11 protein-coding genes are annotated in these 13,258 nt (G+C 73.1%); 4 read left to right on the top strand and 7 right to left on the bottom strand.

Annotated elements, in window-relative coordinates:
* Positions 1-23: 23 nt before the first annotated feature.
* A complete protein-coding gene (locus tag ADL15_RS33800) occupies positions 24-1,100 on the top strand; it encodes a tail fiber domain-containing protein (protein WP_067699633.1) in 1,077 nt (358 codons plus the stop codon).
* Here the strand turns inward: ADL15_RS33800 and ADL15_RS33795 are convergent.
* Positions 1,072-2,292 (bottom strand): MFS transporter, encoded by a 1,221-nt coding sequence (locus tag ADL15_RS33795; protein WP_067699631.1) that lies wholly within the window; start codon positions 2,290-2,292, stop codon positions 1,072-1,074. The genes ADL15_RS33800 and ADL15_RS33795 overlap by 29 nt on opposite strands.
* 298 nt (positions 2,293-2,590) lie before the next feature.
* Positions 2,591-4,141: a GGDEF domain-containing protein gene (locus ADL15_RS33790; RefSeq protein WP_067699629.1), complete on the bottom strand. Its 1,551-nt coding sequence runs from the start codon at positions 4,139-4,141 to the stop codon at positions 2,591-2,593.
* Between the two features lie 179 nt (positions 4,142-4,320).
* Between ADL15_RS33790 and ADL15_RS33785 the strand changes: the two genes are divergently transcribed.
* Positions 4,321-5,205, top strand: coding sequence for an SCO6745 family protein (locus ADL15_RS33785; protein WP_067699627.1), 885 nt, complete (start codon positions 4,321-4,323; stop codon positions 5,203-5,205).
* A gap of 1,330 nt (positions 5,206-6,535) precedes the next feature.
* Here ADL15_RS33785 and ADL15_RS33780 read toward each other — a convergent pair.
* From ADL15_RS33780 to ADL15_RS33760, 5 genes are read right to left on the bottom strand one after another with little or no spacing between them, the layout of a single operon-like run.
* Positions 6,536-7,498, bottom strand: coding sequence for a branched-chain amino acid ABC transporter permease (locus ADL15_RS33780; protein WP_067699625.1), 963 nt, complete (start codon positions 7,496-7,498; stop codon positions 6,536-6,538).
* On the bottom strand, positions 7,495-8,352 hold the full coding sequence (locus tag ADL15_RS33775; protein ID WP_067699623.1) for a branched-chain amino acid ABC transporter permease: 858 nt from the start codon (positions 8,350-8,352) through the stop codon (positions 7,495-7,497). The genes ADL15_RS33780 and ADL15_RS33775 overlap by 4 nt, the downstream gene beginning before the upstream one ends.
* A complete protein-coding gene (locus ADL15_RS33770; protein ID WP_067699621.1) occupies positions 8,352-9,011 on the bottom strand; it encodes an ABC transporter ATP-binding protein in 660 nt (219 codons plus the stop codon). The genes ADL15_RS33775 and ADL15_RS33770 overlap by 1 nt, the downstream gene beginning before the upstream one ends.
* Entirely contained in the window at positions 9,008-9,772 is a 765-nt protein-coding gene (locus tag ADL15_RS33765) for an ABC transporter ATP-binding protein (RefSeq protein ID WP_067699620.1), read from the bottom strand. Before ADL15_RS33765 ends, ADL15_RS33770 begins: the two co-directional genes overlap by 4 nt.
* A complete protein-coding gene (locus ADL15_RS33760) occupies positions 9,769-10,941 on the bottom strand; it encodes an ABC transporter substrate-binding protein (RefSeq protein ID WP_067699846.1) in 1,173 nt (390 codons plus the stop codon). Before ADL15_RS33760 ends, ADL15_RS33765 begins: the two co-directional genes overlap by 4 nt.
* A 135-nt stretch (positions 10,942-11,076) precedes the next feature.
* Between ADL15_RS33760 and ADL15_RS33755 the strand changes: the two genes are divergently transcribed.
* Complete coding sequence (locus tag ADL15_RS33755; protein WP_067699617.1) at positions 11,077-11,877, top strand: PaaX family transcriptional regulator; 801 nt, start codon at positions 11,077-11,079, stop codon at positions 11,875-11,877.
* Between the two features lie 128 nt (positions 11,878-12,005).
* Complete coding sequence (locus ADL15_RS33750) at positions 12,006-13,223, top strand: cytochrome P450 (protein ID WP_067699615.1); 1,218 nt, start codon at positions 12,006-12,008, stop codon at positions 13,221-13,223.
* Positions 13,224-13,258 lie beyond the last annotated feature (35 nt).

Here is a 13,258-nt window from a genome sequence, read left to right as displayed (position 1 = left end):
GACGACACGGAGGAGGCCACACCATGTCCTGGGATCTCGACGGCAATCAGGTGAACGGCAACAACAACTTCCTCGGCACCAGGAACAACGCTTCCCTGGTGATCCGGACGAACACGAGCGGCGCGCCCTCGAACCTCGAGGAGGTGCTCCGCGTGACGCCCTCCTCGAACAGCGCCCGGGGCCGGGTCGGCATCGCCACCACCAGTCCCAGCCAGCAACTCACGCTGGGCGCCGGCAACGTGCTGCTGCCGGACGCGCGCCAGGGCACCGACGGGAACCTGTACTTCGGCGGTCGTACCGACGCCGGCGAGAACGGCATGCGGCTGTTCGGCGGGGACGTCAACGGTGGCACCCTGCCCGGCGGCTTCCTCGACGTGAAGACGGCCGACGGGCAGGACGGACTGCGGATCCGGGTGGACACCGCGAACGGCGGCACCGAGCGGGTCCGGGTCGCCGCGAACGGCAACGTCGGCATCGGCACCGGGACACCGAGCCAGCGGCTGACCCTGGGCTCCGGCAACGCGTTGTTGCCCACCGCGGCGGCCGGCACCGACGGGAACCTGTACTTCGGCGGTCGTACCGATGCCGGGGAGACCGGCATGCGGTTGTTCGGCGGCAACGTCAACGGCACCATTCCCGGCGGCTTCATCGACGTCCGCAGCACCAGCCCCGCCGAGGGGCTCCGGATCCGGGTCGACACCGGCAACGGCGGCACCGAACGGCTGCGGGTCACCTCGAACGAGGTCCGCGCCTCGGTGCCGATCGTCGCGCCGAACCTGTCCGACATGCGGGTGAAGGAGAACGTCCGGCCGCTGCGCGGCGTGCTGGACCGCTTGGCCGGGGTTCGCGGTGTCGCCTTCGACTGGGCGGACACCCCGGCCGTCGGCGAGAGCCGGTCCGGGCGGCCCGGCATCGGGGTGCTCGCGCAGGAGGTGGAGACGGCCTTCCCCGAACTGGTGGAGGAGTTCGGCGACCATCGGTTGAAGAGCGTCGACTACCACGGGCTGGTCGCCGCGCTGCTCACGGCCGCGACCGAGCTCCGCGACGAGGTGGCGGCGCTGCGTGCCCGGATCAGCGTGCTCGAGGCCGCACCCTCGTGAGCCCGCGCCGCCGGGCGGTGCGGTCACGGCGCGGGCCGCCGTACTCCAGGAGAAGACCGGTGGCGGCGGCGGACAGTGCGATGGCGGCGGACAGCAGGAGGAGCGGTCTGCCGGTGGCTGTGGTGGCCGTGACCAGGAGCGGACCCGCTGCCATGCCCGCGGTCTGCGCCAGGCTGGACAGGGCGTGGCAGCGGCCGCGCAGCGGAGCCGGGGCGATCGCGTCGACCAGGGCCGGCAGCGCGCCGGCGATCAGCAGCTCGCCGGCCCCGGTGAGGATCGCGGCGCAGGTCAGGGCCGCTCGGGTGCTCAGCCCGGCACCGAGCACGGTGGGGATGCAGACCGCCCAGGCCAGCGCCCACAGGGTCGCGGTGCCCAGCAACGCGGCGCGGGCGGAGAACCGGCCGGCCAACCGGGTGGCGAGCGGGGCGCCGGCGACGACGGCGACACAGTTGGCGACGCTGACCCAGGACAGGGCGGCCGGGTCGTGCGCGGCGATCGCGAACACCGGCGGGGCGGCACTGAAGATGCCGAAACCGACCGTGGAGAGCAGGGCGGCGGCGCCGAGCAGCCGCACCAGACGCCGGTCGGCGAGGGCGTGCCGGTAGCCGCCGGGTGGCGCCGGGGCGGGTCTCGGTGTGGCGCGCGGGCCACCGGAAACGGTCATGCCGAGGGCGGCCAGGCAGGTCAGGGCGGCGGCGGCCCACAGCAGCGGGATCAGCGGGCGGTGGGCCAGCGCCAGGCCGCCCAGGGCGGCACCGGTCGCCATGCCGATGTTGTAGACCGTGTACTGGAGCGTGTAGATCCGCCGGTGGTCGTGCGCCGGGGTCAGGGTGGCCAGCAGCGTGACCAGGGCCGGGATCGAGACCGCGAAACCGAGGGCGGTGACCGCGATCCCGGCCGCGACCGGGACCACGCCGGTCGCGGCGGCGACGACCGGCAGGCCGGCCACCGCGAGCGCCAGACCCGCGGCCATCATCCGGCGGCCGCCGTACCTGTCGATCAGGGCGCCGGCGAACGGGCTGCCGAGCAGACCGGCGACCGCCGCCAGGGCGAGAACCCCGGTCGCCGCGGTCAGCGACAGGCCGCGCACGTCGTGGAGGAGCACGATCACGTACGGCTCGGTCAGCCCGATCCCGAGCGCCGTCGTCAGCTCGGCGGCGAGCAGCAGCCGGACAGTACGTAGCACCGCCATGCCCCCGCCCGTCCGGATCAGCCGTGCCACCGGCTCGTGGGATGGACCCTATGGGGGCATCCGCGCCGGTCAGAGGCCTCGTTCGGGTGGTCGTGCCCGGTGAGCGCGGGCCGGGCCACCGTTCACCCGGACAGGGTCGGCGGGGTCGTCATCCGCGCCGCCGGATGTCCGGGCCGACCGGCTGAGCGTCGCCTACGTTGGCCTGCCGTCCGGGCTGGACCGGGCGTACCGCGGTCGGCCGGCTGGTGGTGGGGGTTGTGTCAGCGGGGTTGAGGGGACCCTCGGCGCCAGCCGGGGGTCAGGCTGCGGCGAGTTGGTTGCGGCCGGCTCGTTTGGCGACGTAGAGGCGGGCGTCGGCGCGGTCGTACAGGTCGCGGCCCGGTTCGCCGGTGTGGCAGGCGGCCAGGCCCATGCTGAGGGTCACGGTCAGGCCGGGCACGATCGTGCTCCAGTCGCGGGCCTCGATCACCCGGCGGATGCGTTCGGCGACCTGGCGGGCCTCGTCCTCGCCGGTCGACAGGAACAGGGCGAACTCGTCACCGCCGAAGCGGATCGCCACCTCGTCGTGCCGGCAGTGCGAGCGCAGCACCGAGGCGATCTCGCCGAGCACCCGGTCGCCGACGCCGTGCGAGTAGCGGTCGTTGATGTCCTTGAAGTGGTCCACGTCGATGAGCAGCAGGGAGCCGCCGGTGGTGACCGTGTTGATCCGGCGGTCGAACATCCGCCGGTTGCCCAGCCCGGTCAGCGCGTCCGAGGCGGCGGCCAGGTCCGCGGTGGTGCGCTCCGCCTCCAGCTCCACCCGGCGGTACGCCTGGCGCAGCATGGTGCGCCGGTCCAGGCGCAGCTGCCACAGCGCCTCGACGTGACTGCGCAGCGACTCCAGCACCGCCTGGGTGGCGTCGCCCGGGAACTCCTGCGCCGCCGTGATCGCCAGTTCGTACTGGAAGAGCAGACGCTGGGAACGCAGGACCGCGAGTTCCAGGGCGGCCCGGAACTCGCGGCGGGCGGCCCGCCACTCGCCGGTGGACCGCAGGACCAGCCCGTACGCGAGGTGGAACAGCCGGGCCTCGTGGAACTGGCCGGCCTCCCGCATCTTCGGCAGCTGTTCGTCGATCAGGGCGAGTGCCTCCGCGGGCCGGCCGGACTTGGCGTGGCAGAGGGCGAGGATCGCGGTGCTGAGCGGGGAGTCGATGCCCTGTTCGATCCAGTACTGGAGCACGGCCGTGGTCTTGTCGAAGAGGGCCGCCGCGTCCTCGATCCGGCCGACCTGTTCCAGGCGCAGCGCCCACTCGGCCCACAGCTCGGTGTGGGTGAGGTCGGCGGCGGACCGGTACAGGTCGTCCGGGAACTCGAACGACTCGATGCACCGGCGCATGGCCTCGTCGGCGAGTTCGAAGAGCTCGGCGCCGCGGGCCGCCTCGGCCAGCGAGGCCATCGCGGAGAAGTACCGCGGGCCCTTGCGCGGAGCGACGTCCAGCACGGCCATCGCCCGTGCGACGTAGTGCAGGCCGTCGTCGATCCGGCCGAGGTGGATCAGGACCTCGGCGGTGTCCGCCAGGATCTTGGCGTCGGTGGCCTTCGGGCCGCCGAGGCGGGCCTGGTCCTCGACCAGTTCCTCGGCGATCTGCAGCGCCTCGTCGAGGCGGCCGAGCGACGTCAGCGCGTACATCCGGCCCAGCCGGCTGACCCGGTGGGTGCGGTGGTCGCCGAGCATCAGCGTGATCGCCTCGGCCTCGTCCGCGGCCTGCAGTGTCTCGGTGTGGTGACCGCGAATGGTCAGGTCGTGCACGTGCAGCGCGAGGCTGGCGTAGGGGCCGTACGGCGATACCAGCACCGGCAGGCGGTTCATCGGCGCTCCCCGTTTCGCATGGCCCTATGGTCGGCCGATTCGATCCTAATGTGAGGCGTCCGGGCGCTAGGCGGCTTCCGGGGCGGTAACCGTGGGGTGACACGAGCGTCACTCACGTGCGAATGTACTCATCGGTAACTTCGGTAACTTCGGTAACTTCGGTGACGGAGGACAGCGGCATGACGGGCGCGACGGAAACACACCAGCCGGCGACGATCGACCCGGCCCTGGTGCGCCAGGCCTGGCGCTCGGCCGAACCGGTGCACGGCATGATCTATTTCGTGCCCGAGGCGCAGGAACGGTACGCGGCGCTCGGCATCACCGGCCGGGACGGCTACTTCGCCTCCCGGGCGGCCGCCCTGGGCGCGGTCGGCGCCGAGCCGGTCGTCGCGATGTTCTTCAACTTCAACCCGCGCCTGGTCACCGCCGCGCTGCCGGCCTCCTGGGAGCGGGCCACCCCGGCCGCGGTCCTCGCCGCCCGCCGGGAAGCCGCGGGCGCGGCCCTGACCCGTGGCCTGGGCGACGCGGTGCACGGCCCGGAGGTCGCCGAGGCCGCCGGGCTGGCCCGCCGCGCCGCCGAGACCGCGGCCGCGCACCCGCAGGGCCGCCCGCTGTTCGCCGCGCACGCCGCGCTGCCGTGGCCGGAGCAGCCCCACCTGGTCCTCTGGCAGGCGCTCACGGTGCTGCGCGAGTTCCGCGGAGACGGGCACGTCGCCGCGCTGCTGCTCGCCGGCCTGACCGGCCTGGAGGCGCTGGTGCTGCACGCGGCGTCCGGCGAGGTGCCCGGGCCGATCCTGCGCCGCACCCGCGGCTGGAGCGAGGAGCAGTGGGCCGGCACGGTCGACGACCTGCGCGGGCGCGGGCTGATCGAGGGCGACGAGCCGGTGCTCAGCGCCGAGGGGCGGGCTCAGCGCGACGGGATCGAGGCGGACACCGACCGGCTGGCCACCCCGGCGTACGCGGAGATCGGCGCCGAGGGGTGCGCCCGGCTGGCCGAGCTGGCCCGGCCGCTGAGCCGCGCGGTGGTCGCCGCCGGCCTGCTGACCCTCCCGCCCAGGACGTAGGCCGGCGGCCATCGGTGGCTGACCAGCGGGCCGGGGCAGAAGTCGGCGAACGCGGGAGTGTCACCGAGGTTCAGCCGGAGCGCGGCCGCCTGCAGGCCACCGGTGGTCGCGGTGTCGTCCCAGCGGCCGGTGACGGCCCGGTGCTCGGCGGCCTGGATCGCGGCGACATATTCGGACGGGGTGAACGCGCAGTGCCCGCGCCGGGCCACGTACGCCTGGCGCAGCAGCGGCCCGCGCGCCTGCTGCGCGTACCGGTTCTCGAACTCGACCGGGGCGAGCTGGTCGTAGCGGGTGTGCAGGGTCAGCATCGGCACGTCGAGCCGGCCGGTCACGGTCGAGCTGCGGGTCAGGTCGGCCACCGCGGCCGGGTCGGCGTGCACGGCGGCGTGCCGGGTCAGGTCGGTCAGGTCGGCGCGCAGGTCGAGCCCGGCGGTCCGGTACATGGCGCGCACGGTGTCCCGGTACGGCGAGCGGGCCAGCAGCGCGCGGTAGTCCACCCCGGCGTTCCAGGACGCGTTCCCGCCGGCGCTGAGCTCGATGAAGTACCGGGCCGGCATGATGAACGGCAGGCTGGTGACCAGCCACTCGTACTGGGCCTGCGCGATGCCCTCGGGGTCGGCCGGCGGCGACTGCTGCCCGGCCGACCAGGTCGGCATGGTCAGCAGGGCGGTGCCCAGCGCGACCCGGGCCCGTCCGGCCGCCGTGCCGCGTGCCGCGGACGCCAGCGCGCTGAGCCGGCTCGCGGCGGCCGCCCCGTCGGCCGGGCTCGGGTAGTTCACCAGCGGGATGTCCTGGTCCGGCGCGAGCAGGCGGGACAGCGCGAACTCGCCGTCCAGCTGGTAGTTGTTCAGGTCGATCCCGCCGCCGAGCAGCCCGCAGGCGGAGACCACGGCGTCCAGCCCGCCGCGGGCGTGCTCGGCCTCCTGGGTGCTGACCAGGCCGCCCATCGACTGGCCGACCGCGATCGTGGTCCGGGCCGGTCCGGTGATCGCCTCGAGCGCGGCCAGCGCGGCGAACTGGTCGCGGGCCGCGCTCTCCAGCGCCCAGAGTGAGCCGTGCGGGTCGTAGGAGGAGCCGACCAGGGCGTAGCCGCGGTCGAGCAGGGCCTGCCCGGTGGCCGGGTCGGGCGCGTCGGCGGCGGTGAGCGAGCCGAAGCCGTGACTGAACAGGATCAGCGTGCCGTGCCAGTCGGCGGGCACGTCGGCGATCCAGGTGGCGCCGTCGGCGAGCGTGCCGGTGTAGTGGGTGACCGGCGCGGCAGCCTGCGCGGGCCCGGCGAACAGGGCCGGTGCGAGCAGGGCCGGTGCCAGGAACGCGGCGAGCAGACGGTTCACGATGACCTCCGGTGCAAGGTGGCGAGGATGCCCTTCCGAAGGAGGAGGGCGGGGACGATGCCCTTCGGGACGTAGCGGACGACGGCGATCAGCAGCAGGGCGTACACCGCGTAGGACAGGACGCTCGGGGCGTAACTCGGCATGCCGGGCTGGGTGGCCAGGGTGGTGAGGAGCTGGACGGCGAGGGTGATCAGGGTGGCGCCGAGCAGGGCGCCGGCGATGCTGCCGAGGCCGCCGACGACGGCCATCACGACGTACTCGACAGAGAGCAGCACCGGGAACGAACCCGGCGCCAGATAGCCCACGTAGAACGCGTAGATCCCGCCGGCGAAGCCGGCGAAGGCGGCCGAGACCGCGAAGACCAGCAAGCGGTACGCCCCGACCGGCACCCCGCTCGCCCCGGCCGCGACCGGCGCGGTGGCCAGCGCGCGCAGCCCGCGCCCGACCCGGGAGCGGACCAGCGCCGACGCGATCAGCGTGGTCAGCACCACCCCGGCCAGCACGAGACAGGCGTAGTCCCGGTCCTGGTTCAGCTCGAAGCCACCCACCGACAGGTACGGCAGCCCCTGCAACCCGACCGCGCCACCGGCCCAGTCGGCGTCGCCGAGCACCGACAGCAGGATCAGCTGCAGGGCCAGCGTGGCGAACGCCAGCTGATGCCCGCGCAACCGCAGGATCGGCACACCGACCAGCCCCGCCGCGAGCGCCGCGACCAGCGGAGCGGCGAGCAGCCCGAGCAGCGTCGGCGCGCCGTGCACGGCGAGCAGCCCGGCGGTGTACGCCCCGATCGCGGTGAACGACGCCTGCCCGAGCGACACCTGTCCGGCATAGCCCATCAGCAGCGACAGCCCGACGACCGCCATCGCGGAGAGCCCGAGCAGGATGTAGACGGTGAGCTGGCCCGGCGGGAGAAAGAACGGCACGACAGCGGCCGCCGCCAGCGCGATGATCCACTTCACGCCGTCACCTCCTCGACCCGAGCCGAGGAGGAGCGCAGGATCAGCACCCCGAGCATGAAGATCAACGCCACCTCCGTCTGGTACGCCGTGCTCAGATAGCCCCCGACCAGGGCCTGCACCACCCCGAGCAGCAGCCCGCCGGCCAGGGTGAGGCCGGGCCGGGTCAGGTTGCCGAGGATCGCGGCGGAGAACCCGTTCACCACGAGCACCACGTCACTGTCGAAGCTGACCTGCTGGACCGGGGTGACCAGCACACCGGCCAGGCCGCCGAGCGCACCGCCGAGCGCGAAGGCGAGCAGCCCCATCCGGGCCACGTCGATCCCGACGACCCGGGCCGCGTACGGGTCGTCGGCCGTCGCGGTGAGCGCCCGGCCCCGGTCGGTGCGGGCGAACAGCAGCGCGGTCGCGCCGAGGATCACCGCGGTCACCCCGATGATCAGCAGGTAGTGGGTCTGCACCCGGGCGCCGAGCACCGTGGTGGAGCCGGGCAGCCCGGGGAACGAGCGCGGCTGGTCACCCCAGAGGAAGATCTCCACGGCGTACGCGAGAACGCCGAGCCCGAGGGTGATGATCAACGCGGCCTGGGGTGTGGTCCCGGGTCTGCCGATCGCGACGATCCCGGTCAGCAGGCCGATTCCGGTCGCCAGCAGGACCGCCAGCGACTCGGCGAGACCGTGCGGCAGGCCGGCCGTGAGCAGCGTGGTGACCGTGAGCGCGGCCAGCACCGCGAACCCGCCCTGCGCGAAGTTGACCACCCGGGTCACCCGGTGGATGACCACCAGACCGCTGCCGAGCAGGGCATACGCGCAGCCCACCCCGACGCCGGTGATCAGGTAGCCGACGAGTTCCGTCATCACGCCTCCAGGCCCAGGTAGGCGGCGGCGACCTCGGGGCTGCCGGCCAGTTCGCCGGACGGTCCCTCGGCGACGACCCGGCCGGCCTCCAGGACGTAGGCGCGGGCGCACAGGTCCAGGGCGAGCTGCGCGTTCTGCTCGATCAGCAGCACCGCGAGCCCGTCCGTGGTGTTGCGGTCGCGCAGGTGGGCGGCGAGGTCGGCGACGATCTTCGGGGCCAGGCCGAGCGACATCTCGTCGATCACCAGCAGGTCCGGGCAGGCCATCAGCGCCCGCCCGAGCGCGACCATCTGCTGCTCCCCGCCGGAGAGCCGCCCGGCCGGCCGGTTCCGCAGCTTGGTCAGCCCGGGCAGCAGGTCGTAGACGTGGCCGGTGGTGCGTTTCTTCTGCCGCCAGGCGCCGAGGCGCAGGTTGTCGTCGACGCTCAGCGAGGCGAACAGGTGCCGCCCCTCCGGCACCAGAGCCAGATTCCCGTGTACGTCGATCCGCCCGCCCGATGCCTGTTTCACGCCGCACACCGTGTTCACCAGCGTGGTCTTGCCCGCACCGTTCGCGCCGATCAGCGCGACCATCTCGCCCTCGCCCACCGACAGGCTGACCCCGTCCAGGGCGGTGGCCGCGCCGTAGTGGACCACCAGGTCCCGTACCTCGACGATCATGCGGGAGCGCCCAGGTACGCGGAGATCACCACGGGGTCGGTGCGGATCTCGGGGAACGGCCCGGTGGCGAGCACCCGGCCGAGGTCGAGAACGGTCACCCGGTCGGCGAGGCGGGACACGAAGCCGACGTCGTGCTCGACCAGCAGGATCGACAGGCCCTCGGCGCGCAGTTCCTCGATCAGGCCGGCCAGCGCGGTGCGTTCCGGGCCGCGCAGCCCGGACGCCGGCTCGTCGAGCAGCAGCAGCCGTGGCCGGCCGCACAGCGCGCGGGCCATCTGCAGGGCCCGCTGCCGGCCGAGCGGCAGGTCCTCGGCGGGCCGGTCGGCCCACGCGGCCAGCCCGGCGCGGTCGAGGGCGGCGGCCGCGGCCGTACGGATCTCCTTCTCCTCGCGCCGGTGCCGGGGGAGCCGCAGCACCGCGGAGAGCGGCCCGGCCCGGGTGACCGCGTGCGCGCCGACCATCGCGTTCTCGACGACCGTCATCCCGCGGAACACCGGGGCGTCCTGGAACGCGATCGCGATGCCGAGCCGGGCCCGCCGGTGCGGGGGCAGCCGGTCGATGCGCTGCCCGTCGTAGACGATTCCGCCCGCGCTCGCGGTCAGCTGGCCGCCGATCAGCCGGAACAGCGTGGACTTGCCGGCGCCGTTCGGCCCGATCACGGCGTGGGTCTCGCCGGGCGCGACGTCCAGGCAGACGCGGCGCAGGGCGTGCACGCCGCCGAACCGGCGGCTCAGGTTCGTGACGGTGAGCAGCGCTGTCACTTGGCCAGCTTCGACAGGGCCCACTCGGTGGCGACGAACTTTCCGCCCTTCACCGTGTTGATCGAGATGTAGTCGGCGGTGAGTCCGGCGTGGTCGGTCGCGGAGTACCGGTAGGTGCCGTTCGGGGTGGTCAGGTTCAGACCCTCGAACGCGTCGCGGATCTTGCCGGGGTCCGCGCTGTCCGCCGTGGTGATCGCGGCGGCCAGGAGTTTCACGCCGGTGTAGCCGTCCGCGGCGAACTGCGGCGGTGGGTAGCCGTACTGGGTGGTGAACGGCGTGGACAGTTCGTCGATCGCGGTCCGCTGCGGGCCGGCCGGCAGTGCGTCGCCGACCACCGCGATCGAGCTGGCCACGAACACCCCCTCGGCGGCGGCGCCGGTCGGTTTCAGCCACAGGGTGCTGGCCTGCGAGCCGGTGAACATCAGCGGGAGGCCGACACCGGCGGTGGCGTACTGCTTGGCGAAGGCGACCGCGGGCGCGCCGGTGGACCAGACGGTCAGCGCCTGCGCCCCGGCCGCCTTGACGTGGTTGAGCACCGCGCTGAACTCGGTCGTGGTGGTCTGGAACTCCTCGTCGGCGACCAGGGTGATGCCGTACTGCGCGGCTTTGGCCCGCATCCCGGCCGTGCCGGCGTTCGCGTACGAGCTGCGGCTGTCGTGGGCGACGGCGACCTTGGTGTACTTCTGCGCCTGGTAGTACTGCAGGATCCGGTCGGCGTAGGTGGCGGAGGTGGCCGGGACCACGAAGACGTACGGATGAACGGGGTTGACCTGCTCGTCGGCCGGGGTGAGTGAGACGTAGGGGATCTTCGCCCGGTCCACCTGCGGGATCGTGGCCAGCGCCGAGTTGGAGAACGGCGAGCCGATCACCGCGACGACGTCGCCCTTGAGCTCGTTGAAGCCGAGCACGGACTGCTCGGGCTGGGACTTGTCGTCCCGGACGAGCAGCTCGACCTGCCGCCCGAGCAGGCCGCCGGCCGTGTTGATCTGCTGGACGGCGAGTTCGACGGCTTTCTTGTCCTCGCTGCCGAGCGGGGCGTAGTTGCCGGTCAGCGACAGGATCGCGCCGACCTTGAGCGTCCCGGCGCCGTCGGTGCCGTCGTCGCCGCCACCGCAGGCGGCCGGTGCCAGGAGCAGGAGCGCGGCGAGGGATGACAGAAGGCGTTTCATGTCGCCCGCTTTCTTCATATCGATCTTTACCGATGAAGGAATGCGTGCGGCCAAGTTAGGCGCGATTTTGACACTGGTCAATAAACTGCCCGACATCGCTGCACATGCCGCCAACACCGCCGGTAGCGTGCGACCGTGTCCTCGGCCTCCGCGATCACGCTGACCTTCCTCGGTGACCACCTGCTCGACCGCGGTGTCTGCGTCTATTCCGGCAGCGTCATCGAGGTGCTCGGGCGGGCCGGTGTCTCCGCTGAGGCGACCCGGTCCACGCTGACCCGGCTCGCCGCCCGCGGCCTGCTGCGCCGCCAGCGGCACGGCCGCCGGATGTACTTCGGACTGACCGGCCGCTCGACCCGGATCCTGCGCGACGGCTCGGTCCGGCTGTGGCGGACCGGCGCGGTCAACCACGACTGGGACGGCACCTGGACGCTGCTGGCCTTCTCGCTGCCCGCGGAGCGCCGCCGGGAACGCCACGACCTGCGCGCCCAGCTCGCGTGGGCGGGATTCGGCCCGGTGCAGGGCGGTCTGTGGATCGCGCCGGGTCACCCCGAGCTCCAGCCGGTCCTGGCGGACCTCGGTGCCGGACCGCACATCCGGATCTTCCATGCCCAGGCCGACCCGACGACTGACGTCGCCGAGATGATCTCCCATGCGTACGATCTGCCGGCCCTCGCGGCGCGTTACCTCGATTTCGGTACGCGGTGGGAGTCGTCCGTCCCCGGCGATCCGCTCGCCGCCAAGCTGCACCTGGTGACGGACTGGCTGGACGTGATCCGCCGCGATCCCCGGCTGCCGTTGCCGCACCTGCCCCGGGACTGGCCCGCCGCCGCCGCTCAGGAACTCTTCTTCCGGCTCAACAACCGGCTCGCCGCCCCGGCCGCGGAGATCGCCGGCACCCTGCTCGACACGATGGCCCTGGACGACGCCGCCGAGTGAACCGGGCGGCCCGGAGTGATCCGCGCCACGTCCGGCTCCCGTCAGGTTCCTGTCCGGGTTCTGGCAGACGGCCCTGTTGGGATGGATTCATCAGTCTTCGCCGTGCCGTCACGACCTCGAGGAGACCCATGTCCGACAGCACCTCCGCCCCCGACTATCCGGCGGCCCGCGAGCCGGGTTGCCCGTTCGCGCCGGCCGCCGTCGTGCGTGAGATGACCCGGGACACCCCGGTCGGCAAGGTCCGGATCTGGGACGGCAGCACGCCGTGGTTCATCACCCGGCACGCCGACCAGCGGGCGCTGCTCAACGACCCGCGGATCAGCACCGACGAGAAGCGGGCCGGCTATCCGCACATGACCCGGGGCCGGGCGGCCGGCGCGCCGCACCACCCGGACCTGATCACCAACACCGACCCGCCGGAGCACACCCGGCTGCGCCGCACGGTCAACGCCCCGTTCATGGTCAAACGGGTCGAGGCGCTGCGGCCGCGGATCCAGGAGGTCGTGGACCGGCTGGTCGACGAGATGCTGGCCGGCCCGAAACCCGCCGACCTGGTCCAGGCGATCGGCCTGCCGGTGCCGACCCTGGTGATCACGCAGATCCTCGGCGCCCCGTACGAGGACCACGAGTTCTTCCAGACCAACAGCACCGTCGCGATCAGCCACGAGTCGACACCCGAGCAGACCGCTGCGGCCAGCCGGGCCCTCGGCGAGTACCTCGGCGCGCTGCTGCTCAGGAAGATCGACGACCCGGCCGACGACGTGATGTCCGAGATGGGCGGCCGGGTCAAGGCCGGCGAGATGACCCATCAGGAGGCGGTCATCATGAGCTCGGCCATCCTGATCGCCGGGCACGAGACCAGCGCCAGCATGATCTCGCTGGCCACCCTGGCCCTGCTGCGGAACCCGGACCAGCTGGCCCTGCTGCGCGAGCGGAGCGACGACCCGAAGTTCGTCGCGAACGCGGTCGAGGAGTTGCTGCGCTACCTGACCATCGTGCACTCCGGGATCCGCCGGATCGCCGACGCGGACATCGACCTGCACGGCGAGACGATCAGGGCCGGTGACGGCATCATCTTCGACCTGTCCGGCGCGAACTGGGACGAGGAGCAGTTCCCCGACGCGGAGAAGCTGGACCTGACCCGCCCGGCCCGCTCGCACCACGCGTTCGGCTACGGCGTGCACCAGTGCCTGGGCCAGTCCCTCGCCCGGGTCGAGCTGCAGGTCGCCTACGCCACGATCTACCGGCGGATCCCGACGCTGGCGCTCGCGGTGCCGTTCGAGCAGGTCCCGTTCGCGATGGAGGGCGTCGCCTACGGCCTCAAGGCCCTCCCGGTCACCTGGTGACCGCTCGCGGCGGGGCGGGCCCGGGGCGGCGCGTC

It is taken from the genome of Actinoplanes awajinensis subsp. mycoplanecinus (genome assembly GCF_001509495.1).
GTDB lineage: Bacteria > Actinomycetota > Actinomycetes > Mycobacteriales > Micromonosporaceae > Actinoplanes > Actinoplanes palleronii.
Note: the sequence above shows the minus strand (reverse complement) of the source record. Positions and strands in the feature narration are given on the sequence as shown.